15 protein-coding genes and 1 tRNA gene are annotated in these 24,677 nt (G+C 44.5%); 12 read left to right on the top strand and 4 right to left on the bottom strand.

What is annotated here, in order from left to right; genetic code table 11:
* Window positions 1–14: 14 nt before the first annotated feature.
* Both ABD894_RS05485 and ABD894_RS05480 read right to left on the bottom strand, forming a co-directional pair.
* Window positions 15–398 (bottom strand): hypothetical protein, encoded by a 384-nt coding sequence (locus ABD894_RS05485; RefSeq protein WP_345209985.1) that lies wholly within the window; start codon window positions 396–398, stop codon window positions 15–17.
* 103 nt (window positions 399–501) lie between these two features.
* A tRNA-Gly gene (locus ABD894_RS05480) sits at window positions 502–574 on the bottom strand.
* Between the two features lie 640 nt (window positions 575–1,214).
* Here ABD894_RS05480 and ABD894_RS05475 point away from each other — a divergent pair.
* The 6 genes from ABD894_RS05475 to ABD894_RS05450 all read left to right on the top strand — a co-directional run bounded on the left by ABD894_RS05475 (window position 1,215) and on the right by ABD894_RS05450 (window position 11,399).
* On the top strand, window positions 1,215–1,814 hold the full coding sequence (locus ABD894_RS05475) for an RNA polymerase sigma factor (protein ID WP_345209984.1): 600 nt from the start codon (window positions 1,215–1,217) through the stop codon (window positions 1,812–1,814).
* A gap of 95 nt (window positions 1,815–1,909) precedes the next feature.
* Complete coding sequence (locus ABD894_RS05470; protein ID WP_345209983.1) at window positions 1,910–3,163, top strand: FecR family protein; 1,254 nt, start codon at window positions 1,910–1,912, stop codon at window positions 3,161–3,163.
* Between the two features lie 554 nt (window positions 3,164–3,717).
* Entirely contained in the window at window positions 3,718–7,083 is a 3,366-nt protein-coding gene (locus ABD894_RS05465; protein WP_345209982.1) for a TonB-dependent receptor, read from the top strand.
* 57 nt (window positions 7,084–7,140) lie between these two features.
* Window positions 7,141–9,030, top strand: coding sequence for a RagB/SusD family nutrient uptake outer membrane protein (locus tag ABD894_RS05460; protein WP_345209981.1), 1,890 nt, complete (start codon window positions 7,141–7,143; stop codon window positions 9,028–9,030).
* Window positions 9,031–9,068: 38 nt separating this feature from the next.
* Window positions 9,069–10,253 carry a DUF5000 domain-containing lipoprotein gene (locus tag ABD894_RS05455; protein WP_345209980.1) on the top strand — a complete coding sequence of 395 codons (1,185 nt, stop codon included), beginning with the start codon at window positions 9,069–9,071 and terminating at the stop codon, window positions 10,251–10,253.
* A 30-nt stretch (window positions 10,254–10,283) separates the two neighbouring features.
* On the top strand, window positions 10,284–11,399 hold the full coding sequence (locus tag ABD894_RS05450; RefSeq protein WP_345209979.1) for a DUF4998 domain-containing protein: 1,116 nt from the start codon (window positions 10,284–10,286) through the stop codon (window positions 11,397–11,399).
* A 113-nt stretch (window positions 11,400–11,512) separates the two neighbouring features.
* Here the strand turns inward: ABD894_RS05450 and ABD894_RS05445 are convergent, their stop codons facing one another.
* Window positions 11,513–12,433: a helix-turn-helix domain-containing protein gene (locus ABD894_RS05445; protein ID WP_345209978.1), complete on the bottom strand. Its 921-nt coding sequence runs from the start codon at window positions 12,431–12,433 to the stop codon at window positions 11,513–11,515.
* Between the two features lie 73 nt (window positions 12,434–12,506).
* Complete coding sequence (locus ABD894_RS05440) at window positions 12,507–13,358, bottom strand: SDR family NAD(P)-dependent oxidoreductase (RefSeq protein ID WP_345209977.1); 852 nt, start codon at window positions 13,356–13,358, stop codon at window positions 12,507–12,509.
* 241 nt (window positions 13,359–13,599) lie between these two features.
* On the opposite strand from ABD894_RS05440, the gene rhaT reads away from it, so the two are divergent.
* The 6 genes from rhaT (at window position 13,600) to ABD894_RS05410 (ending at window position 24,601) form a co-directional block, all read left to right on the top strand.
* The gene (gene rhaT / locus ABD894_RS05435; RefSeq protein WP_345209976.1) at window positions 13,600–14,682 is read left to right on the top strand and encodes an L-rhamnose/proton symporter RhaT; all 1,083 of its coding nucleotides are present in this window, start codon (window positions 13,600–13,602) and stop codon (window positions 14,680–14,682) included.
* A gap of 20 nt (window positions 14,683–14,702) precedes the next feature.
* On the top strand, window positions 14,703–16,829 hold the full coding sequence (locus ABD894_RS05430) for a bifunctional aldolase/short-chain dehydrogenase (RefSeq protein ID WP_345209975.1): 2,127 nt from the start codon (window positions 14,703–14,705) through the stop codon (window positions 16,827–16,829).
* Window positions 16,830–16,893: 64 nt separating this feature from the next.
* Window positions 16,894–18,168 (top strand): sugar isomerase, encoded by a 1,275-nt coding sequence (locus ABD894_RS05425; protein WP_345209974.1) that lies wholly within the window; start codon window positions 16,894–16,896, stop codon window positions 18,166–18,168.
* Between the two features lies 1 nt (window position 18,169).
* The gene (locus tag ABD894_RS05420) at window positions 18,170–19,555 is read left to right on the top strand and encodes an FGGY-family carbohydrate kinase (RefSeq protein ID WP_345209973.1); all 1,386 of its coding nucleotides are present in this window, start codon (window positions 18,170–18,172) and stop codon (window positions 19,553–19,555) included.
* A 33-nt stretch (window positions 19,556–19,588) separates the two neighbouring features.
* Window positions 19,589–22,825 carry a glycosyl hydrolase gene (locus ABD894_RS05415; protein ID WP_345209972.1) on the top strand — a complete coding sequence of 1,079 codons (3,237 nt, stop codon included), beginning with the start codon at window positions 19,589–19,591 and terminating at the stop codon, window positions 22,823–22,825.
* A 12-nt stretch (window positions 22,826–22,837) separates the two neighbouring features.
* Window positions 22,838–24,601, top strand: a complete 1,764-nt coding sequence (locus tag ABD894_RS05410) for an alpha-L-rhamnosidase-related protein (protein WP_345209971.1) — start codon at window positions 22,838–22,840, stop codon at window positions 24,599–24,601.
* Window positions 24,602–24,677: the final 76 nt, after the last annotated feature.

Below are 24,677 nucleotides of genomic sequence, written 5' to 3'. Positions count from 1 at the left end.
ATTTGCCACACATATTAATGCTCTCTTTTTTTAAATTGAACGCTTATAACCCTGCCCTGCGTGTGGTAACTTGCTTTTATTATTACAGGGAGATTTTCAAAAGACTCTTTCAAGCCATCTGCAATAAAATATTCTGAAGGTAAAGACGCTTGTATAAACTTTAGCTTGCCACCCTCATCCGGCACGCCGCTTTCAGGTAAAAATACAATTGTCTTCTGCATTTTACCCTTGCTGATCGTGATTTTCGAGGCGGCCAAATAACCATCCGCTAAGATGAGTTTTACAGATTTGCCTTTTACATTTGCTATATAAGCAACGGCATTATAAGCTTTTTGAGCTTTTACTGATACGGGTATAATTAGCAATAAGGTGATAGACAACTGAAAAAGTAGTTTCATTTTCCATTAACGGTTTTGGCTTGAAAATGTTCGGTCGTACGGGAGAGAGGATGGAATGGCCATAAAACAAAAAATCCCTTCTCCGTAGAGAAAGGGATTTAAGAGCGAAAGACGAGATTCGAACTCGCGACCCCGACCTTGGCAAGGTCGTGCTCTACCAACTGAGCTACTTTCGCTTGGTTAAAGACCGATATTCTGATTGTTTTTCGGGCTTTTTGTTGAGTGGCACAAATGTAGGGATTTTGAATCAATTTGTCAATAATTTAGTAATAATTATACGTTAAATAATATTTGAAAAGAGTATTACAGGCTTATGATTTTTATATTCGATAAGTAGTAAAAAATTAGAAACTAATGGGTTATGGAGGCGGTTTTATTGATGAAAATAAATGACTTTTTTTTGAAAAAAAATTAAAAGCATGATGTCTTTTATAAAATATGCATGCTTTTGATAATGTTTACCAATCAGATATTGTGAGTTTTTGTAACATCAAAGTTAACAAGAGGGTTCAGGAGGGTTGTTAAAAAAAATAAAATGATTTTTGAAATAACCAATTAAAATTAACCATTGTAAAGAACAACTTCATTAATAACTATATGAAGTTGTAGCCTGTAAGGGGTTCTTAGTTTTGTGCAAATACGGGCATTACGTAAGTAATGGCAGGCGCTTTAATTGGTAAATATTGTTATAGCATTTATTTAAGTTTCATTAACCAATTAATAATTAACCTATCAACAAAAGATGGATCCATTAGTTGCCACCACCGCAATTTGTAAGCAAGATCAGCTAATTCACCATATTTAAATGTTTGGCCAATGATGATCTCTTGTAACAGCAAATCTGATTTTGAACTGACCGACTTAATGAAGCAGGGCAATGTGCTTGCTTTTACCCTGCTTTACAAAAAGTACAGTGGTAAAATGTATGCCAATATGTTTAAAATGGTTAAAGACGAGCAAGTGGTAGAAGAAATGATACAGATTCTGTTTTCGCGAATCTGGCAGCAACGGGCAACCATCTCTTATGAAACTGATTTTTCGGCCTACCTTTACCGCGCGGCATCAAATTTGGTTTGCGATTTTTACCGGAAGCTGGAGAGCGATAAAAAAATGCGTGCCCATTTTAAATCAACCATTACCGAAGAATACTCGCATATTGAAGAATCAATTTACTACCGCGAAAGTAAAGACCTTTTAGAACAGGCCATGGCTTGCTTATCGCCGCAACAACGACACGTTTACCAGTTATGCAAAATTGATGGCTGCAGTTATAAAGAAACAGCGGCTCAACTGGGCATATCTCCCTACACGGTTAAAGAATATCTTTGCAAGGCAAAGTATCTGGTTAAAGCCTTCATGTCGAAAAAGATGGAATCAGTTGCCAGTTTAATTGTTTTCATTCTATATTTATATTAACTAAAACGATGCCGGCCAGGTAACAAAAATGATGGATACGGACAAGCATCCCCCCATATTGCTTAGCCGTACGTCTTTAGGTAAAGCATTGATGAATGAACGACCAGGAACTATCTGCATTATTTGAAAAGCTGTTAAAAAACGAATGTTCGGAAGAAGAAGCTGACCGTATTTTAGCCCTTTTTGCAGATAAGGATCTCGATAACGATCTGAAAGCCTTAATTATAGCACAGTTACAGCAACCGCCTGCGGCAAATTTAAATAACGCAGTGAGCGATGATGTGCAAAAATCGCTCGATTTAGGGTTAGATGAAATCTTAAGGTCAAACCCTTCTCAAATTTCGCCCAAACGCAATATATTATTCACCAAACGCATATTATATGCTGCTGCTGTTACGCTCGTATTTATTTCGGTGGTGTTTTATTATTTCACAAAACAAAAACATATTCCAACACTCGCTGCCAGGCCCCAAAAGCAATTGATAGTACCCGGAAGCAACAAGGCTATTTTAACTTTAAGCAACGGAGTACAGATAAACCTGGCAGATGCCTCAAACGGTGAAATTGCCAAACAAGCCGATATATCCATTAAAAAAACAAAAAGCGGGGTACTTGTTTATGAGGATAAAGCAAAAGCAGATAGTAAAACGGCTAATACTGCCGGGCCGCTGCTTAATACCATTACAACCCCTAAAGGCGGCCAATATGAACTTGTATTGCCCGATGGATCAAAGGTTTGGCTCAACGCGGCATCATCACTTAAATATCCCGCGCAATTTACCGGTAATGAACGCGTAGTTGAATTAAATGGCGAAGGTTACTTTGAAATCATGTCTGTTCAGCGGCTAAATACCAAATCGGGCAAGGCAGAAAAGATGCCTTTTATAGTGATGAATAACCACCAACGGATTGAGGTTGTGGGCACAAAGTTTAATGTAAACGCTTACACCGATGAAGAGGATATTAAAACAACTTTGCTTACAGGGGCGGTAAAAGTGAGTGTTTTACAACAAGGGGAAAAACGGGAAGGAAATGCACCTGTAATGTTATCACCCGGTCAGCAATCAACAGTGGCAGACAATAGCTTAAACGTAAAAGCAGTTAACACCGAACTTGCCGTGGCCTGGAAAAATGGAGTTTTTCAATTTGATAATGAAGATATTAAAGCGGTAATGCGAAAGATTGCGCGGTGGTACGATGTTGAAGTAACCTACCAGGGTAATATGGACGGCAAAGTGTTTTCAGGCACCATATCCAAATATAAAAATGTAAATGATGTGTTAAAAATGCTCCAGTTTACCGGTAGCGTTTCCTTCACCATAAAAGACCGAAAGATCATCGTATTCTAACGGCTGTATCCGGAGCCCGAATTAACAACCGACCACCCGATCGGTATCGCAAAAACTTCCTTCAACTCGTATTGCAAAGCTGGCTTTAGCCCCTAAATACCATCGTGTTACAGCAGTATGCCATAAAATGATGGTATGGTTACTCATTATTAAAAAATATTAAATAAAGTTCGGCAATTACTCCCCCCGTTTTTTCCTGTCAACCGTCTTTATAATAACCGTGCCTAAATAATACGAGCCCGGCTATGGTTTGCTATGCTTGAACTATGGCAAATGAATGTAGCCCGTTGCTCTGTTTATAATATGAACCGAAATAATACTTGCTTTTAAATAATAAAAAGGAGAGATGCTTATGGCTTAAATATTACTTACTCAGCTTCAGTAAAAACAAAACCAGGAGCGGTTGCGACGCCCCTGGCCAATGCTGGCTTACACAAGTCATCACGTTATTTCAACAGTTATCACTTCATAAACCAAACACTCAAATGTATAAAACTTATACGGCATTTTGTTGTGGCCTAAATTCCCGCGTAATGCTCAAATCAATCAAGATAATGAAGCTTACCATTATTTTATTAATTGCTACACTTTTACAGGCCAGCGCTGCCAGTTACGGGCAAAAGGTGAGCCTTACTGTAAAGGAGGCGAAGCTCGAAAGTATTTTGAAAGAAATTAAAGCGCAAACCGGCTTTAATATTCTTTACAACCCAAATTCGCTGAAGGGTGCTAAGCTCATCAGTCTCGATATTAAAAACGCGTCGGTTGATTACGCTTTGCAAAAGTGTTTTGAGGGACAGCCCGTTACTTACCTTGTTGAGGAACAAACCATTATTGTTAAAAAGAAGCCCGCGCCTGTAGTGGCGAAAGATTTGAGGGCGCCCATTCAAAAAATTACCATAACCGGTACCGTACGAGATTCTATAGGTACGCTGCCAAGTGTGAGCGTGGTCATTAAAGGTACCGTAATAGGTACAAAAACCGATGAGAACGGAAAGTTCGTTTTGGATGTGCCCAATGAGAACGCGGTGCTGGTGTTTTCTTTTCTTAGCTATGTTACGCAGGAGGTACCTGTAAAAGGACGAACTGTTATAGATGTGGTTTTGAAACCTGATAACAAGGTTTTAACCGAGGTGGTTGTTGTTGGTTTCGGTACACAAAAGCGTACGGACCTGGTTGGTTCGGTAACCTCTATTAAAACATCCGACCTGAAGATCCCTTCAAGTAACCTTACAACGGCTTTGGCGGGCCGTGCCGCGGGGCTTATCGCTTTTCAACGTGGCGGTGAACCCGGGCGTGACAATGCCGACTTTTTTATTCGCGGGGTTACCACATTTGGTTACAAAAATAACCCGCTCATATTGATCGATGGTATGGAGCTAAGCACCACCGACCTTGCCCGTTTACAGCCCGACGATATCGCCAGTTTTTCTATTCTGAAAGATGCCACCTCAACCGCGGTGTATGGCGCGCGGGGAGCGAACGGCGTAATATTGGTAACCACCAAACAAGGTAAGGTAGGCAAAGCGCAAATTTCAGTGCGTTTAGAAAACTCGGTATCGGCACCGGTAAGGGATATTGAAATGGCCGATCCGGTTACTTACATGCGCCAATCAAACGAAGCCATATTAACCCGTAACCCGCTGGGGCAAACGCTATACAGCGATGAGAAGATTGCCAATACCGCAGCAGGAGCAAATCCTATTATTTTCCCGGCGAACAACTGGAAGAAGCAAATTTTTAAGGATTATACCCTGAACCAGCGTGCAAATTTAAATGTAAGCGGGGGTGGTGAAGTTGCAAAGTACTTTATATCGGGCGCTATCAACCGGGATAACGGTATGCTAAAGGTAGATCACCGCAATAATTTCAACAACAATATCGATCTCAAAAGCTATTCTCTTCGCTCCAACATTACTGTAAACTTAACCAAATCAACAGAAATGATCGTCCGTTTAAGCGGAAATTTCGACGATTACAGCGGGCCTTTAGATGGTGGTGCCGAAATGTACCGCAAAGTAATGCGCTCAAACCCGGTACTCTTTCCGCAGGCTTACCCGGTAGATGCCAATCATGCTTTTGTTAAACACATTATGTACGGCAATTTTGACCAGGGCCAGTATACCAACCCTTATGCCGATATGACACGGGGGTATATGAACTATTCCAGATCGCTGATGCTGGCGCAGTTAGAGGCCAAGCAAGATTTGTCGGGTTTGGTAAAGGGGCTTAATTTGAGTGCCATGATGAACGTTAACCGTACCTCGTATTTTGATGTAAAGCGAGCCTATAACCCTTACTATTATACACTTACCGGATATGATCCACAAGATAATGCCTATTTTATAAAAAACATTAACGAAGCAACGGCAACCGAATATCTTGATTATAATCAGGACCCGAATAACAGGCAGTTGAATTCTACTTTTTACACGCAGGCTATGTTAAACTATAGCAACCAATTTGGAAAGCATGGATTTAGCGGTTTGCTTGTATACATGATGCAAAATAACCTCAATGCTACGGCTACCGATCTTCAGCAATCTCTTCCGTTCAGAAACATAGGCGTATCAGGAAGAGCAACGTACAATTACGATAGCCGCTACTACGTAGAGTACAACTTTGGCTACAATGGTTCAGAAAGATTTGCTCAGAAAAACCGTTTCGGCTATTTCCCGTCTGCCGGTATCGCGTGGAGCATATTTAACGAGAAGTTTTTTGCAGATCTGAAACCAATTGTTAATAATCTGCGGTTACGGGCTACTTACGGCTTTATCGGTAACGACGCGATCGGATCACCTGCCGACAGGTTCTTTTACCTCTCCAATGTCAAGATGAATGCAGATAACAGGGGGGCCACATTTGGAAACGGCCAGGGTGGAAGCACTTATTTAAGTGGTGTAGATATTACGCGTTATGCCAATGAAGATATTACCTGGGAAAGGTCCACAAAAACGAATCTGGCATTGGAGATAGGGCTTTTCAACAAGTTTAAGATGACTGCCGAGGTGTATACCGAAAAACGCAAGAATATTTTGATGACGCGTGAGTCAATCCCTGTTACCATGGGTTTAACGGCAAAACCAAGGTCAAATGTGGGTGAAGCATCAGGTAAAGGGGTGGATATTTCTATGGAGTACCAACAAAATATCAACAAAGACTTTTGGTTCCAGGCAACCGGTAACTTTACTTATGCCCGCAGCAAGTATACCGTTTACGAAGAACCTTTTTATAATGAGCAATACCGCAGCCGTATAGGAAATCCTATTTTTCAGGAATATGGATATATTGCAGAGCGACTATTTGTTGACGATGCCGAAGCAGCAAACTCCCCAAGACAGAATTTCGGACTTTACGGCGGAGGCGATATTAAATATACCGATGTAAACCGCGACGGACAGATCACCGCGGCAGACCGTGTACCTATTGGTAATCCACGCTTACCAGAAATTGTTTATGGGTTTGGATTTTCAAGCGGTTATAAAAACTTTGACTTTTCTGCTTTCTTCCAGGGGCTGGCCAATGAGTCGTTTTGGATTGATGCTAACGGCACCTCTCCATTTAATAACCAAACCCAACTGTTAAAGGCCTATGCCGATAGTCACTGGTCAGAGGATTCGCGTAATGTATACGCGCTTTGGCCAAGGCTAAGCCCGGATATCAATAATAACAATAACCAAATAAGTACCTGGTTTATGCGCGATGGTTCCTTTTTGCGGTTGAAGCAAGTTGAACTGGGCTACAGAATTCCGCAAGCTGTGCAAAAGGCATTGCACCTGTCAAGCTTCCGTATTTATGTAAACGCGAGTAACCTGCTCAATTTCAGCAAGTTTAAGCTATGGGATGTAGAAATGGGAGGCGATGGCCTGGGTTACCCTATTCAACGTGTGTTCAACCTTGGTTTAAATCTGTCAATAAGGTAATTAGTTGATTGTTAGACGCAATAATTCATATCTGATAAATTCATAAACATACATATTATGAGAAAATATATTAAGATCGGAGCTTTTACATTATGCTGCTTACTGGCAGTGTTAACTTCTTGCAGGAAGTTTCTTGATGTGGTTCCTGATAACGTGGCTACTATAGATAACGCTTTTACGATGCGTACCCAAGCCATGAAATTCTTGTTTACCTGCTACTCCTTTATGCCCCGTAACGGACAATTAGGAGATGACCCGGCTATGGTAGGCGGCGATGAGTTGTGGGAAGTTCCGGACAGGGGCGCCTATTTGGATATGGCTCAAGGTTTTCAAACCAAGGTAGGCCCTTTGGGCGATAGGTTTGAATCTATGTACCAGGGCATCAGGGATTGTAATATTTTCCTCGAAAATATTGGGAAAGTGCCTGATATGCAGGAAGAGGAAAAGCTAAGATGGATCTCTGAAGTCAAATTTCTTAAAGCCTACTATCATTTTATATTGGTAAGGATGTACGGGCCTATTCCTGTTATCAAGACCAACCTGCCTATTTCGGCCGATGTTAACCAGGTAAAGGTGGTTCGCGATCCGGTGGATTCATGCTTTCACTATATAGCGCAACTGCTTAACGAGGCTGCGCCGGGCTTACCACTAAATATCATTAGCCCCGCTACCGAAGCAGGTCGTATTACCCGCCCTATAGCTTTATCATTAAGGGCTAAGGTATTGGTTACAGCTGCCAGCCCTTTATTTAATGGAAATACAGATCAGGGCAATTTGAAAAATCACGACGGAACCCAGTTGTTTAACACCACTTTTTCTAAAGCTAAATGGGATACTGCAGCTGTCGCTTGTAAAAGGGCTATTGCTATTTGTGAAGAAGCCGGTATGAAACTTTATGTATATAACCCTGCGTTTCAGCAATATAAACTTACAGATACCATTAATACGCAGCTAAGTATCAGAAACGCAGTTGCCGAAAAGTGGAACAGTGAGATCATTTGGGCGAATACCCAATCAAACACCGCCGGTTTGCAAAGGTTGATCTCCAATTGGTGGGACCCTAAGTATCTTGATGGTGTTATCACCAGGGGGGAACTATCACCGCCCCTGAAAATTGCCGAAATGTTTTATACTGACCATGGCGTACCAATTAACGAAGATAAAACCTGGAATTATAGCGGGCGTTATACATTACGTACAGCAGAAGATGCCGACAAATTGTATGTGCGCAAAGGTTATACAACCGTAAAGCTTCATTTTGACAGGGAACCAAGGTTTTACGCTGATCTTGGCTTTGATGGCGCAGTTTATTACGGGCAAGGGCGGTTTGACGATAGCAAAAGCCTTGACCTGTTTTACCTCGAAGGTAAATTCAAACAACGTAATGGTAAAGGTAAATACGGTTATAATACTGTAACTGGCTATAATCTTAAAAAGCTGATCAATTTTCAGAATACCATTACCTCTAATAATGATTACTCTGTTGTTGACTATCCTTATCCAATAATGCGTCTGGCTGATCTTTATCTGTTATATGCCGAAGCGCTGAACGAGTCGGCAGGGCCGTCGGCTGAAGTAAATAAATATATCGACCTGGTTAGGAAACGGGCCGGTTTAGGCACTGTAGCGTCATCATGGACAAGTTTTTCTACCAATCCGGTGAAATATCTTAACCAGGATGGTTTACGCGATATCATTCAACAGGAACGCCTTATTGAGCTGGCTTTCGAATCGCAGCGTTTGTGGGACCTTCGCCGATGGAAAAAATCATCGGATATATTAAACGATCAGATCAGGGGTTGGGATATGTCGCAAACCACGCCCGAATCCTATTATCGTATCACGGTACTCTACAACCAAACATTTGGGATAAAAGATTATTTCTGGCCAATTTCCGAAGATAACATGACAGCTAATACAAACCTGGTTCAAAACTTAGGCTGGTAGCCCTTCATCTCAATTGATTAATAATTAAAGAGCTAAAAATGAAAAAGATATATTATATAGGAGGATTGATAGCCGCGCTGATATGGTACGGTTGTTCAAAAGACGGCAGGTTAGATTTTGTCGATGCCGATTTGCCTGCTCCGGGCCAGGTAGTTGACGTAAAGGTTAATGCAACCCCAGGTGGTGGTATATTAACGTATAAGCTCCCGGCAGATGCCAACTTATCGTACGTTAAGGCAATATATGAAATACAGCCCGGTGTATTCAGGGAAGCGAAATCATCGAGGTATACAGATACATTGAAACTGGTAGGCTTCGGCGATTCGTTAACACATGCCGTGAAGATATACAGCGTGGGCAGCAACGAAAAGGAATCGGAGCCGCTTTTAGTGAATGTTACCCCTAAAACACCGCCGGTTAAGTCGGTACTTAAGGTAGCGGTTTTTGAAGAAACGTTCGGCGGCGTAAGCATCGCTTTCAAAAACCCGAACAAAGCCGATTTTTCCGTGGTTATACTGCGCGATACTACCGGCAACAATGACTGGGTAACCGTGCGTACTTTTTATACAGCGGCTGTTACGGGCAACTTTGCAGCCCGTGGTTTCGAATCGAAGCCCCAAAAGTTCGCGGTGTTTTTCCGCGACCGCTGGAATAATAAGTCGGATACGTTGATCAAAACACTTACACCTAAGTTTGAAATTGAGATCCCCAAAAATACGTTCAGCAAACTGGTGCTTCCTACAGATCAGACCCAACTTGCCGATCCGGGTTATAATATTGAGAATATATGGAATGGCCTGGCCGACAGGAGGCTTTACGCCTCATCAAACGCTTCATCGCTTCCACAATGGATCACCATTGATTTGGGTAAAAAGGTGCTGTTAAGCCGCTTTAAACAATGGATGGAATCAAACGACCATTGTTATACAGGTTCGGGTTTAAAGATCTTCGAGTTATGGGGCTCAAATTCACCCGATCCCGACGGAGGCTGGACACAATGGACCTTGCTGGGTAAATTCGAAACATTAAAACCATCAGGCTTGCCGCTGGGGCAAAAAACGAGTGAAGATGTCAACTATGCAACCAACCTGGGCTGCGATTTCAACTTTGACATTCAACCGCCTGCCGTACGTTACCTCCGCTTAAAATCATTAGAAACGTATAGCAGTCCCGGCCAGGTGGTAATAATGGAGATGGCTTTCTTTGGCCAAATTGTACAATAGCTATTTAATTAATTATCATAAAATAATATTATGAAAAGGATATTCTATGTCGTGGTCATATTGATCGTTACGATGTGCATTGTTTCAGCTTGCCGTAAAATGGAAGAAAGCTACAAGCAATATGTAGTTCCGGGAGGGTTAACTTATGCCGGGAAAGCGACTTCACCTAAAGCCTATTCGGGCTTGAACAGGGTAAAGATAGCTTGGCTCAGGGGATCGGATCCATCTGTAGTAAAGGCTAAAGTTTACTGGAACAATTTTGCTGATTCCCTGTCTGTTGATATTCCGCCATCGGGCGATACCATAAGTGTTACCATTGAAAACCTGCTTGAAAAAAAGTACACGTTCACAATTCGTACTTACGACGGTAAAGGCAATTCATCAATACCGGTTGAAGTAGTAGGCGGATCGTATGGCGAAAAGTACCAGGCTCAATTGCTAACCAGGCCTGTAAACTCTAACGTACTGAATGCTAACGGAACGCTTACCATTGGTTGGGGCGGTGCAGATGAATCAAATGGTGCTTATGCCTCAGAAGTTAAATACACTGATGTATCGGGAAAGGAACAACACAAAATATTTTCGGTAAAATCTTTGGTTTCAGAAATACCGGACATGAAACCCAACACCAACTACCAGTTCAGAACCATATTCAGGCCTGATACGTTGAGTATCGATAATTTTTACACTTCCTATACCGATGGCAGCGGCCTGTTTTCCTTCAACAAAAAAAGCTGGAAAATAATCAGTTACTCAACCCAGCACTCTGATGGTGATAACGCGGTGATCAATTTTATTGACGGTAACGAAGCAACCCGCTGGCATACATGCGCAGGCTGCTCAAGCTACCCACACTTTGCAACCATAGATATGGGGGTAGAACGAACCATTACCCAGTTTGGCGTTTGGCGCACCACATTTGAAACAGGCGGAGACGACCGTGGGCCTGATAAATTTGATTTTTTAACCAGTGCGGATAATGTAACATGGGTAAACCAGGGCTCATTCAATTTTAACCGTTTAATAAATGGCGAACAACGATATTCACTTCCTAATAAACCAAAAGCAAGGTACTTTAAGTTTGTAGGCACGCAAGGCCCGCAAAGCTATATGGTGATGGGGGAGATAAGCACTTACGGATTGTAACACCACTTAAAAATTAGCATAAAAAGCTCCGCTGAGATTCTTCTTCGCGGGGCTTTTTTGTTATATAAAACGAGGCCTTTATTCTGTAGCCGAATTGCCTGTTGAAATCTGCCTCAATTAAAAGATCGCCTAAACTCCAATGGCGAAAGGTTTGTTTTTGTTTTGAATAATTTACTGAACGATTGCGAATGCTCGAAACCTAAAGCATAAGCCACCTCACTTACTGATAAGCTGGTTGTGGACAGCTTTTCTTTAGCTTTTTCTATCAGTTTATCGTGAATGTGCTGCTGCGCGTTTTGCCCGGTGAGCGAACGCAGCATGTCGCTTAAATAGCTAGGCGAGAGGTTTACCTGGTCGGCAAGGTATTGCACGGTGGGTATACCCTCACTTAACGATCTTTCATCAGCAAAATATGTTTCCAAGATACTTTCCAGTTGCTGTAATAAATTGCTGCTTACGGCTTTGCGGGTAATGAACTGGCGTTTGTAAAAACGATCGGCATAGGTGAGCAATAATTCTATCTGAGAGATGATCACATCCTGGCTAAGATCGTCCATCCGGCTGTTCAGCTCTTCATCAATCATCCGGAACACAGCTATTATAGTTGCCTTTTCCTCTTCGGACAGGTGCAAGCCCTCATTAGCGGCATACGAAAAAAAGCCATACTGTTTGATCTTTTTAGCCAAAGGATAGTTCCATAAAAAATCGGGGTGGATGAGCAAGGTGTACAGCGAACATTCGTTGGCATTTTCATCATTATTGCTGCCAATCAGCTGGTTGGGTGCAGCAAATAATAAACCGCCTTCGTCAAAATCATAATGACCCTGGCCATATCTGATCTTGCCGCTAAGCCTTGGCCGATAGGATATTTTATAAAATTTAAGCACATGCGCCCCCCGCGGCTGGCTTACCTGAATTTGGGTTGTGGCATTGTTGATCAAACTGATGAGCGGGTGCCTGGGCTGTGGTAAACCCAAAGCCCGGTGCGCTTCTGACAAAGAATCGAACTTATGATGGATGTTTTCCTTTTTCATGCTGAAAATTAAATACAATGATAGCCGATAATGTTTTTAATTACCGGCTATCATTCAATTGTTTACTAACCAATTACTTTGGCTGCCCTTGTGCCGACTCCGAAACCTGCTGCCAGGCCTCCCAGGTGGCCAGTCGTTCGGCATAAGCCGCGCGTGCCCATGCCAGGTTATGTTTGCCCAGGTTAAACCTTAGCGGTGGGTTTTCGGTATCAACTATCTGGAAGATCGCCTGCGGCGTAGCTTCCGGATCGCCTCTTTCCATGTCTTTTAAGCTGTCAACAAATTGTGCTTTAAAATCGGCGTAAATATCAAGCCCTGCCACGAATTTTAACGAGTCCTGGCTGCCAAATTCGGTTGCGTATGCACCCGGTTCAATAATGGTTACCTTAATGCCGAAGGATTTAACCTCTGCCGCCAAACTTTCGTGGATGGCCTCAAATGCCCATTTTGACGAACAGTAATAACCGATAACCGGCAAGGTTACATGGCCCAAACCGCTTGATGTGCCCAGTATGTGGCCGCCGCCTTGCTGGCGCAATAAAGGCAATGCCGCTTTAATAACAGCCAGCGTGCCGAAAATATTGGTATCATATAAAGCCTTAACATCGTCGGCGCTGGCCTCTTCAATAGTGCCTACCAGCGAATAACCGGCATTGTTGAGTACAATATCGAGCCTGCCGAAATACTGATGCGCTTGTGTAACCACGGCTTGTACCTGGTTGGTGTTAGTTACGTCGAGTTCTAAGGTCAGCACGTTGTCGCCGTACTTTTCTTTTAGTTCGGCAATGCTTGCCAGGTTGCGCGCGGTGGCCGCTACCTTGTCGCCGCGTTTAAGTGCCGCATCGGCCCAAACACGGCCAAAGCCGCGTGACGCGCCTGTAATGAACCAAACTTTATTTGATGAATTTTCCTGTTGATGTTCCATGATGTTTATCTTTCAATTTATGATACCCCAAAGGTGAGCAGCAACGCTTTTTTACTTGTAGCCTAATTGAGGGTATTTGTAGTCGAACCGTGGGAAGGTTGTACATTGTCTCAAATTTGTGTTGCCTGTAATATTCAAGATCTGCCGCGAAAAAACATCAACGAAGACAGATAGGGAAGGTTAATTACACGGGGGAACATATTTTAGCGAATATATTTTACAAACCAATTAAATATACCTGATGCAAGTAATTTTGGGAGTTATCTTTCATTTCGTCGGCGGCTTTGCTTCCGGCAGTTTTTATATCCCCTACAAAAAAGTTAAAGGATGGGCCTGGGAAAGCTTTTGGATTGTAGGCGGATTATTTTCGTGGCTTATTGTGCCACCTTTTGCTGCCTGGCTAACCATACCCGGTTTTGCCGAAATTATTAGCCATACCAACGGCAGCATTATTTTATTGACCTACTTTTTCGGTGTGCTTTGGGGCATCGGCGGGTTAACTTATGGTTTGGGAGTGCGTTACCTCGGGGTAGCGCTGGGTAGCTCCATTATTTTGGGCTTATGCTCGGTTTTTGGCGCGCTTATACCATCGGTATATTATAATATTTACCCTAAAGAGGGTAAGGATAGCCTTAACACACTGTTTACCACCCATTGGGGGCAAATGGTTTTGCTGGGCATATTGGTATGCGTTATCGGTATTGTTATTTGCGGTAAGGCGGGTACCATGAAAGAAAAAGAATTATCGCAGGATAAAGAAGTGAGCCCGGGTAATACCGAATACAAGTTTAAGCTCGGTATTATCGTGGCTATAGTATCGGGGATATTGAGCGCCTGTTTCGCTTTCGGTATTGATGCTGGTAAGGATATGGCCAACGAGGCAAACGCTATATGGAAGGCATCGCATCCGGGTGAGGGTGAGTTCCTTTTTCAAAATAACGTTACCTATATAATAATACTGTGGGGCGGTTTAACCACCAACTTTATATGGTGTATGATATTGAACGCGCGCAATAAAACCTTTGGCAATTACACCGACAAGAGTACGCCGCTGCTGGCTAATTACCTGTTTTCGGCACTGGCGGGTACTACGTGGTTTTTGCAGTTCTTTTTTTACGGCATGGGCGAAAGCAAGCTGGGCAATGGCCCAAGCTCGTGGATACTGCACATGGCCTTTATTATGCTTATAGCCAATGTATGGGGCATAATACTAAAAGAGTGGAAAGGTGTAAACAAAAAAACTTATGCAACGGTAATTGCAGGCATTGCTACCATTGTGCTATCGGTGTTGATAGTAGGTTATGGTAACTCTATAAAACCTTAAATAAAAATTGAAAATACAATATGTCAAATCCGGAATCAAACGTCGATTTTAAATATGTGAGTTACCTTTGGGATGAGGCTGAAGCCGAAAAACTAAAGGGCGATGAAGTAGGCCTGCTGATCTACAGGTCTAATTTGCTGGGGGCCGATTTAAGGCTTACCAATTATGGCGGTGGCAATACCTCTTGTAAGGCCATCACTAAAGATCCGCTTACCGGGCAGGAGGTTGAGGTAATGTGGATCAAAGGTTCGGGTGGTGACATTGGCACGCTTAAAAAAAGCGGACTGGCGGCATTATATGTCGATCGCCTGCGTAGCCTGAAGAATGTATACCGGGGCCTTGATTATGAGGATGAAATGGTTGAACTGTTTAACCATTGCATTTACGATCTTAACTCAAAAGCACCGTCAATAGATACACCTTTGCATGGTTTCCTTCCGTTCAAACATATTGATCACCTGCACCCTGATGCTGCAATTGCTATTGCGGCAGCAAAAGACGGTAAAAAAATAACACAGGAACTTTTTGGCGGTACCATAGGCTGGGTTGAGTGGCAAAAACCGGGTTTTGATCTTGGTTTACAATTGCGCCATTGCCTGGATGAAAATCCGGGTATCAGGGGTATTATGCTGGGTTCGCACGGGTTGTTTACCTGGGGCGATACCGCTTATGAAAGCTATATCAACACGCTGGAAGTAATTGAGCGTTGTGCCGAGTACCTCGAAGAGAACTACGGTAAAAAAGGTTCTGTTTTTGGCGGACAAAAAATAGAGAGCCTGCCCGAAGCCGATCGTAAAAAGCAGGCTGCTGCTATAGCGCCAATTTTGCGCGGTTTCTGCTCAAGCCAAAAACACATGATCGGTCATTTTACCGATGATACCCGTGTATTGGAATTTATCAACTCTAACAATCTTGATCGCCTGGCACCGCTGGGTACCAGTTGTCCCGATCACTTTTTGAGGACAAAGATCAGTCCGCTGGTATTGGAGTTAGCGCCGGGCGAAGACCTGTCGGATATCCAATCTATCAAAGAAAGACTGGCACCTGCTTTTGAGGCTTACCGTAAAATGTATACCGATTATTACGAAACCTGCAAGCATCCAAACAGCCCTGCCATACGCGATACCAACCCGGTAATTATACTTTACCCGGGTGTGGGCTTGTTCTCTTTCTCAAAAGATAAACAAACAACGAGGGTAGCGGCCGAATTTTACATCAATGCTATCAATGTGATGAAGGGTGCCGAGGCTATCTCTGAATATACTTCATTGCCACGTCAGGAAGCTTTCAACATTGAGTACTGGTTGCTGGAAGAGGCCAAGCTGCAACGCATGCCTAAGCCGAAAGCCTTATCAGGTAAAATTGCTTTGATTACAGGCAGCGCGGGTGGTATTGGTAAAGCCATCGCTAAAAAGTTTGTGGAAGAAGGCGCTGTAGTGGTTTTAAACGATATGAACGCTGAACGACTGGAAAGCGCCGGCGAAGAGTTTAAAAAATTATACGGCAAAGATGCTTATGCTACCGCTATATTAGATGTAACCAAGCAAGATCAGATAGAAGATGCTTTGAGTGCTGCCGCGCTGGCTTTTGGCGGGGTGGATATTGTGGTGAACAACGCCGGTCTGTCTATATCAAAATCGATATTAGATCATACCGAAAAAGATTGGGATTTGCTGTATGATGTATTGGTGAAAGGCCAGTTCTTTGTAACGCAGGCAGCCGTAGCTATACTTAAAAAACAAGCTATTGGTGGCGATGTATTGAATATTGTGAGTAAAAATGCCTTAGTTAGCGGGCCTAACAATGCCGGTTACGGCAGTGCCAAAGCCGCGCAGCTACACCTGAGCAGGTTAAACGCTGCCGAACTGGGTGCCGATGGTATCCGTGTTAACGTGGTAAACCCCGACGCGGTGATCAGCGACAGTAATATTTGGGCCGGTGGCTGGGCCGAAGGTCGTGCTAAGGCTTACGGTGTTACAGTGGAGGAGCTGCCTGCATATTATGCTAAACGCACCCTGCTTAACCAAATCATACTGCCGGAAGATATTGCCAATGCCTGCTTCGTTTTTGTAGGCGGTTTGCTAAGCAAATCAACCGGTAACGCCCTCAATGTTGATGGCGGCGTGGCCATGGCCTTTGTACGATAATTAAAATACAGCAGCAGGCGTAAATGATGGGATGCCTGCTGCTTTACCAATAAATACAATTTAAATGGAATTAGGGAAGCACTTAATAGAAGAACACAATCAATCATTATTAAATACCCACAAACGCAAATTTGATTTTGTGGCCGAAGGTGTAAGCGATGTTGAGGGTGTAATTAAAAAACTAATAGATTTTCAGATAGCTATACCCAGCTGGGCATTAGGCACGGGCGGTACACGTTTCGGTCGTTTTTCGGGTGGCGGTGAGCCGCGTAGCCTGGAAGAGAAGATCGCCGATGTTGGCCTGATCCACGCGCTTAACAAGTCGAGCAATTCCATATCGCTGCACATTCCGTGGGATATCCCGGAGAATGCAACTGAAATAAAAGCTTATGCAAGCCACTTCGGTTTACATTTCGACGCGGTAAATTCAAATACTTTTCAAGATCAGCCTTCACAGGCACACAGCTATAAATACGGCTCGCTGCACCATGTAGATAAAGCCGTTCGTCAGCAAGCTATCGAACACAATATCGAAGTAATAAAATACGGTGCCGAGCTCGATTCAAAGGCACTTTCGGTTTGGTTGTCTGATGGTTCAAACTTCCCCGGCCAACTGAATATGCGTGGTGCTTTTGAGCGTACGCTGGATAGCCTGCAACATATTTACGAAGCCCTGCCTAACGATTGGAAAGTTTGGGTAGAGTACAAGCCTTACGAACCTAATTTTTACTCAACCACCATTGGCGATTGGGGGCAATCGTACCTGCTATCGTCAAAACTGGGCGAAAAAGCACAAACACTGGTCGATTTGGGTCACCATTTAGGCAGTACCAACATTGAGCAAATAGTTTCCTTATTGCTGATGGAAGGCAAACTGGCCGGTTTCCACTTTAACGATTCAAAATATGGCGATGATGACCTTACCGTAGGCAGCATTAACCCATATCAACTTTTCCTGATCTTCAACGAACTGGTAGAAGGTATGGATGCCCGCGGCATGAACCACGCTACAGCCATCGGCTGGATGATAGATGCATCGCACAACGTGAAAGATCCAATTGAAGACTTGTTGCAATCAGTAGAAGCTATCAAGATTGCCTACGCGCAGGCATTACTGGTTGATCAGCCTGCTTTGGTGCAGGCCCAGCAGGATAATGATGTAGTGCAGGCACAAGAGATTTTACAACAGGCCTACCGCACTGATGTGCGCCCTATACTGGCCGAAGCGCGTTTACGTGCAGGCGGCGCTATACAGCCACTGGCCTTGTTCCGCGGCACGGCGGCACGTAATCAGTTGATACAGGAACGTGGTTTAAAAGCGGTTTCAACGGGACTATAGCATGCAGGTAACACCGGTTATAGCCATATTTGATGCAGGTAAAACGAACAAGAAACTGTTCCTTTTCGACGAGAATTATAGAATTGTGTACGAAAAATCGGCACGCTTTATAGAAACTGTTGATGAGGATGGTTTCCCTTGCGAAAACCTCGAAAGCCTGCGCTTATCGGTTTTTGATTCGTTGAGCGAAATTTTCAGGCTAAAGCAATTTAAGGTGATGGCCGTAAATTTCAGCACCTATGGCGCCAGTTTTGTGTATGTAGATGAAAACGGCCGACCGCTAACTCCGCTATACAATTACCTTAAAGAATACCCCGACCACCTAAGTAAATACCTGTACGATACTTATGGCGGCGAAAGCCAATTCGCGGCAGATACCGCTTCGCCCGTTTTGGGCAGTCTTAATTCGGGGCTGCAGTTATTCCGACTGAAGAATGAGCAGCCCGAAAAGTTCGCGCAGTTAAAATACGCGCTGCATTTGCCGCAGTATTTGAGCTTTTTACTGTCAGGTAGTTATTATTCGGATATTACCAGCATAGGCTGCCATACCGCTTTATGGAATTTTGATGATAACGATTACCATCAATGGATAAAAAAGGAAGGCATCGCTCCAAAGCTGGCCCAATTAAAAGATACAGAAGAAGTGCTGAATGCCATCTTCCCCGGTAATGATTACAAGGTGGGCATTGGCCTGCACGATAGCTCGGCAGCGCTCATCCCGTACCTCGTAAGTTTTAGTGAACCGTTTATACTCATCTCCACCGGTACCTGGTGCATCAGCATGAATCCCTTTAACCAGTCGCCATTAACCGGTGATGAACTGAAGGACGATTGCCTGTGCTATTTGCAATACCAGGGCAAGCCCGTAAAAGCTTCGCGCCTGTTTGCCGGTTACGAGCACGAGCAGCATGTAAAGCGCATTGCCGAACATTTCGGTACGGATGTGATCCGGTTCCGGTCTATTCCTTACGATCCGCAGGTGATCGGTAAACTGCAACATCACATCCCGCAAAGCAAAGCTTCTGATCCGCTGCAAAAAGAATCCATCTTTAAAACCCGCGACCTCCATATTTTTGAGAACGAAACGGAAGCCTATCATCAGCTGATGCTGGATATTATGCATCAGCAGGTACACTCTACCAACCTGGTACTACAAGGCACAGCCGTAAAACGCATTTTTGTAGATGGCGGCTTTAGCAAGAATGCCGTTTATATGAACCTGCTGTCGGCTGTTTTTCCGGGTGTGGAAGTTTTCGCGGCATCAATGGCGCAGGCTACCGCCATTGGCGCGGCATTAGCCATCCATTCATCTTGGAATACCAAGGCATTGCCCGGAGATATCATCGAACTAAAACATTATTCGCCGGGCAAAGCTGTAACCGTATAGCCGCCGGTACTAACCACTTATACAATTATAATTATGGCAAAACGCATCTGCCTGCTATTGGCTATCTTTTCGGTATCTATAGTCTGTAAAGGCCAGCAAAGGAAGGTTTTGGTTCGGGGCGCTAAGGTTTATACCCCCTTAGAAAAAGGCTTTGCAACACCTCCGGATTCTATCCAAACCAGTATTTACTGGTACTGGATGTCAGACAATCTATCAAAAGAAGGTGTGATCAAAGATTTGCATGCCATGAAATCGGTAGGGATCAACCGTGCGTTTATCGGCAACATAGGTTACGAAACCACGCCCTACGGTAAGGTGAAAATATTTACTGACGAGTGGTGGGATATTTTGCACACGGCTTTAAAAACCGCTACAGAACTGAATATCGAGATCGGTATTTTCAATAGTCCGGGTTGGAGCCAGTCGGGCGGGCCATGGATAAAACCAACCCAGGCTATGCGTTATTTGACTTCGTCAGAAACCCGCGCTATCGGCGGAAAAAGCATCAGCGTAATGCTTAATAAGCCTGAAGGTGATTTTCAGGATGTGAAGGTTTTAGCATTCAAAACAATTAAAGATAATAGCATATCGGCACTCAAACCTATCGTTACTACATCGGTACCGGTAAAAGATATCGCCAACATTGTTGATGGCAACTTATTCAGTTCGGCCATCATCCCCGAATCAAAATCGTTTACGATAGATCTTGAAACCAAGAAAGATTTTACCGCCCGCAGCCTGGTGATCAACTTTGCCAAACGCTGGATGCGGGCCGATGCCGAGTTGCAGGTTAACGAAAATGGCACCTATAAAACCATCAAGAGCTTTTTGATCGATCGTAGTAACGAAAGCCTTAACGTAGGTTTTGATCCTTATGGCCCGGTGGCTGTATCAATTCCGGCTACCACCTCAAAGAAATTCAGGCTGGTGCTTAACAACAATTCGGGCCTGGGCATTACCGAACTGCAACTGTCGGGAACGCCGGTGGTTGAGCGTTTTGTTGAAAAAACACTGGGCAAAATGTTTCAAACCCCGCTGCCTTACTGGAACGAGTACCAATGGCCGGTGCAGCCCGTGGTGCAGGATAAATCACTAGTTATCGACCCTGCTTCGGTAATTGATGTGAGCCAGTTTATGGCTGCCGATGGTATCCTGAAGTGGAAAGCCCCGCAAGGCGACTGGACAATTTTGCGCATGGGCATGTTGCCTACAGGTGTAAAAAATGGTCCTGCATCGCCGGAAGGTACGGGTTTGGAAGTTGATAAAATGAGCAAGGAGCATGTGGAAAGCCATTTCCACGGTTTTTTGGGCGAGATAATGAAACGTGTACCGGCAGAAGATCGCAAAACATGGCGCGTAACGGTAGAAGACAGCTACGAAACCGGTGGCCAAAATTGGACCGACGGGATGATCAGCAAGTTTAAAGCGAACTACGGTTACGACCCTATGCCGTACATGCCGGTTATAAAAGGTTACGTAGTAGGCAGCCAGGATCAGAGCGACCGCTTTTTGTGGGACTTACGCCGCTTTATTGCCGATAGGGTAGCCTATGATTATGTAGGCGGCTTGCGCGATATAAGCCATAAATACGGCTTGCATACCTGGTTGGAAAACTATGGTCACTGGGGTTTTCCGGGAGAGTTTTTGCAATACGGCGGGCAGTCGGACGAGATTGGTGGCGAGTTTTGGAGCGAGGGCGAACTGGGTAATATCGAGAACAGGGCGGCTTCGTCAGCGGCGCACATCTACGGCAAAACCAAAGTTTCGGCAGAATCATTTACAGCCGGTGGCCGTGCTTATGTGCGTTACCCGTACATGATGAAACAACGCGGCGACCGCTTTTTTACCGAGGGTATTAATAATACACTGCTGCACGTTTTTATTGAGCAGCCTACCGATGATATTGTACCCGGCATTAACGCCAATTTTGGCAGCGAATTTAACCGCCATAATGTATGGTTCAGCTACCTCGATCTGTTTACGGGTTACCTTAAACGCAGCAACATGATGCTGCAGCAAGGCAAATACGTGGCCGATGTAGCTTATTTTATGGGAGAAGATGCCCCTAAAATGACAGGCATCACCGACCCTAAACTGCCCATAGGTTACGCCTACGATTACATTAACGCCGAAGTGATACACAACCGTATTAAGATAGTGGATGGCAAAATGGTACTGCCGGATGGCATGACCTATAACCTGCTGGTTTTACCAAAACTGGAAACCATGCGACCAGAACTGCTGGCCAAAATAACCGAACTGGTAAACGAAGGCGCTAACATATTAGGCCCGGCACCCGAGCGTTCGCCGAGTTTGCAGGGATACCCGCAGGCCGATGAACAGGTGAAAAAATTAGCTGCCGCGTTATGGGGTAGTGTGAATGGTACTACCGTAAAATCGCGCAGGGTGGGCAAGGGTTTGGTAATGGCCGGTATGGATATGCCTGCCGCCTTGGCTATGTTGAAGATCATTCCCGATTTTAACTTACCTGCCGAGCCGCCTGTGCTGTACATTCACCGTACCACTGCCGATGGCGAAATTTATTTTGTGAGCAACCAAAGCGAAAAAACGATCAGCATCAGCCCGGCATTCAGGCTTACAGGCAAACAACCCGAACTTTGGGATCCCGTAACCGGAACCACGCGTGTATTACCCGAGTTTTCGCAAAGCGATAATGCTATTACGGTACCGCTAAAGTTAGCGTCGCTGCAAAGCGCGTTCATCGTGTTCCGTAAACCGGTAGAGGCTTTAAACGTTAATCCTGTAAATTACCCGCAGGAACAAACCCTGGCCGAAATTACTACCCCATGGCAGGTTACCTTTAATACTAAAATGCGCGGCCCGGAAAAGACGGTTGAATTTAAAACATTGACCGACTGGACAGAATCGGCAGACGAAAGCATTAAATATTATTCGGGTACGGCAGTGTACAAAAATAGCTTTAAGATCAAAAGGCCTAAAAAGGGCGAACGGATCTACTTAAACCTTACCGATGTAAAAGTAATGGCCAAAATAAAAGTTAACGGTGTTGATGTAGGCGGCGTATGGACTTACCCGCTTCGCGTGGATATTAGCAACGCGATAAAGAATGGCGATAACACCGTGGAAATTTCGGTAGTGAATACCTGGGTTAACCGCCTCATAGGTGATAGCAAACTGCCCGAAGCGCAACGCAAAACGTGGACGAGCAATAACCCTTACAATCCAAATAGTAACTTAGAACCATCCGGATTGAAAGGCCCGGTTACTGTTACTGCCATCAATTATTAAATTAGCCCCAGCATGAAGCGCATGAAACATATTTATATACTGTTATCAGTTTTATTAACCGGCCTGAACGCCATGGCACAATTGCCGCCCGTATTTAACGATCAGCCCAATCGTGTGGCCGATAAGGAAAGCCGTGTGCGTGTTTATCTTACCCCGCAAAGGGTGCTTTGGCAATCGGATACTACCGGCAAATTGGTAACGAGTGCCAAGAACCTGCTCTTGCCGGGCATAGGGCAGGCCGAACTGGTGAACAGCCACATGACGGTTTTAAAGAATAATGGTACAAATCAATCCAGCATCCTGCTTGACTATGGCAAGGAACTGCACGGTGGGATTCAACTGGTAACCGGCATGATGCCGCGCGAAGGCGGGGTAAAGGTGCGTATACGTTTTGGTGAATCGGCCAGTGAGGCGATGGCTAATGTTGACACCGTTACCGGTGCAACCAACGACCACGCCGTGCGTGATTTTGTGATAGAAATAGCAAGGGGCGGTATGATGGAATACGGTAATACCGGTTTCCGTTTCGTGCGTATAGACCTGGTTGACCCCAACACCGAACTGTTTTTGAAGGAAGCAAGGGCGATACTGATTTATCGCGACATACCCTATGTTGGCTCATTTAAAAGCAGCGACGAACGCTTGAATAAAATATGGGCTACAGGTGCCTACACGGTGCACCTCAATATGCAGCAATACCTTTGGGACGGTATAAAACGCGACAGGCTGGTATGGATAGGGGATATGCACCCTGAAGTAATGACCGTTAATTCGGTATTCGGTTATAACGAGGTAGTGCCAAAAAGCTTGGACCTGGTAAAAGGCGAAACCCCGCTGCCCGATTGGATGAACGGTATCAGCTCGTACTCCATGTGGTGGGTGATGATTCAGCGCGATTGGTATTATTACCATGGCAACCTCGATTATTTAAAGCAGCAAAAACCATATTTGGTGGGGCTGCTTAACCAAATGATCAGCAAAATAAAAGGTAACGAAGAAAATTTAGACGGCTGGCGCTTTTTAGACTGGCCGACTTACAGTAACAAACCCGCCATACACGCCGGTTTGCAGGCCATGATGGTAATGGCCCTCACCAACGGCGCCGAACTTTGCAAGGTGCTGAACGATACCGAAACCGCCAAAAAATGTTTGGACGCGGTAGCCAAACTTCGCCAAAGCGTACCTGATGCAGCCGGTAATAAAGAGGCCGCGGCCTTGCTGGCCATGGCCGGTTTAATGCCCGCCGAAAAAGCGAACAAGGAAGTAATAGCCGTGGACGGTACCAAAGGTTTCTCTACTTTTTACGGCTACTACATGCTACAGGCCAAAGCCAAAGCCGGCGATTACCAGGGAGCGGTGGATAATATACGTGACTACTGGGGAGCCATGCTCGACTTAGGCGCTACCGCCTTTTGGGAAGATTTTGACCTCGACTGGATGAAGAACGCCGCCCGTATAGATGAATTGGTACCCCCCGGAAAAGTGGATGTGCATGCCCGTTATGGCAATTTTAGCTATACCAAGTTGAGACATAGCCTGTCGCATGGCTGGTCGTCGGGGCCAACCTCGTGGCTGACCGAGCATGTTTTGGGCGTGCAGGTAATGGCACCGGGTTGCAAGGTGATCAAAATAACGCCGCACCTTGCCGACCTGAAATTTGTGGAGGGCACTTTCCCGACACCTTATGGCGCGGTGAAAATTAAACACACCAAACTGGCCAACGGCACCATCAAAACCGATATACAGGCACCTAAAGAAGTAAAAGTAATAAGGTAAAAAGCAAGCGGAGCTATTGTAAATTAATTTAACTTTATCGTTTGGCGTAATGTCATTAATTTAATCAACTCACCCC

Source organism: Mucilaginibacter gynuensis (assembly GCF_039541195.1).
Taxonomy (GTDB): domain Bacteria; phylum Bacteroidota; class Bacteroidia; order Sphingobacteriales; family Sphingobacteriaceae; genus Mucilaginibacter; species Mucilaginibacter gynuensis.
Note: the sequence above shows the minus strand (reverse complement) of the source record. Positions and strands in the feature narration are given on the sequence as shown.

Coding starts and splice junctions, on each gene's coding strand:
- ABD894_RS05455 (WP_345209980.1), top strand. CDS start 9,069: ATGAAAAAGATATATTATATAGGAGGATTGATAGCCGCGCTGATATGG.
- ABD894_RS05440 (WP_345209977.1), bottom strand. CDS start 13,358: ATGGAACATCAACAGGAAAATTCATCAAATAAAGTTTGGTTCATTACA.
- ABD894_RS05485 (WP_345209985.1), bottom strand. CDS start 398: ATGAAACTACTTTTTCAGTTGTCTATCACCTTATTGCTAATTATACCC.
- ABD894_RS05450 (WP_345209979.1), top strand. CDS start 10,284: ATGAAAAGGATATTCTATGTCGTGGTCATATTGATCGTTACGATGTGC.
- ABD894_RS05415 (WP_345209972.1), top strand. CDS start 19,589: ATGGCAAAACGCATCTGCCTGCTATTGGCTATCTTTTCGGTATCTATA.
- ABD894_RS05430 (WP_345209975.1), top strand. CDS start 14,703: ATGTCAAATCCGGAATCAAACGTCGATTTTAAATATGTGAGTTACCTT.
- ABD894_RS05470 (WP_345209983.1), top strand. CDS start 1,910: ATGAACGACCAGGAACTATCTGCATTATTTGAAAAGCTGTTAAAAAAC.
- ABD894_RS05475 (WP_345209984.1), top strand. CDS start 1,215: ATGATGATCTCTTGTAACAGCAAATCTGATTTTGAACTGACCGACTTA.
- ABD894_RS05425 (WP_345209974.1), top strand. CDS start 16,894: ATGGAATTAGGGAAGCACTTAATAGAAGAACACAATCAATCATTATTA.
- ABD894_RS05460 (WP_345209981.1), top strand. CDS start 7,141: ATGAGAAAATATATTAAGATCGGAGCTTTTACATTATGCTGCTTACTG.
- rhaT (WP_345209976.1), top strand. CDS start 13,600: ATGCAAGTAATTTTGGGAGTTATCTTTCATTTCGTCGGCGGCTTTGCT.
- ABD894_RS05445 (WP_345209978.1), bottom strand. CDS start 12,433: ATGAAAAAGGAAAACATCCATCATAAGTTCGATTCTTTGTCAGAAGCG.
- ABD894_RS05465 (WP_345209982.1), top strand. CDS start 3,718: ATGAAGCTTACCATTATTTTATTAATTGCTACACTTTTACAGGCCAGC.
- ABD894_RS05420 (WP_345209973.1), top strand. CDS start 18,170: ATGCAGGTAACACCGGTTATAGCCATATTTGATGCAGGTAAAACGAAC.
- ABD894_RS05410 (WP_345209971.1), top strand. CDS start 22,838: ATGAAGCGCATGAAACATATTTATATACTGTTATCAGTTTTATTAACC.